1 protein-coding gene is annotated in these 386 nt (G+C 38.1%); it reads left to right on the top strand.

Annotated elements, in window-relative coordinates:
• Positions 1–386: aminotransferase class III-fold pyridoxal phosphate-dependent enzyme (locus ETC02_RS17135; protein ID WP_171698497.1), on the top strand; the 386-nt coding region annotated here is incomplete at both ends.

Here is a 386-nt window from a genome sequence, read left to right as displayed (position 1 = left end):
GATTATTATAGCTCTAATAATTATGCACCACTGAAGCTTGTCATTTCTAAAGGTAAAGGGGGCAAAGTTTGGGATACTGATGGCAAACAATATATAGATTGCATTTCGGGTTTTTCAGTTGCAAACCAAGGCCATTGTCATCCAACAATTGTTAAAGCGATGACAGAACAAGCTTCAAAGTTGTCTATCATTTCACGTGTCCTTTATAGTGACAATCTCGGGAAATGGGAAGAAAAAATTTGTCATCTTGCTAAGAAAGACAAAGTACTCCCCCTTAACTCTGGTACTGAAGCTGTTGAAGCAGCCATTAAAATTGCTAGAAAATGGGGCTCTGAAGTTAAAGGCATCACTGACGGACAAGTTGAAATCATCGCTATGAATAACAA

Source organism: Geobacillus sp. DSP4a, from assembly GCF_013096875.1.
GTDB lineage: Bacteria > Bacillota > Bacilli > Bacillales > Anoxybacillaceae > Geobacillus > Geobacillus thermophilus.
The sequence above is the reverse complement of the archived record's forward strand: the minus strand, read 5'-3'. Positions and strand labels throughout refer to the sequence as shown.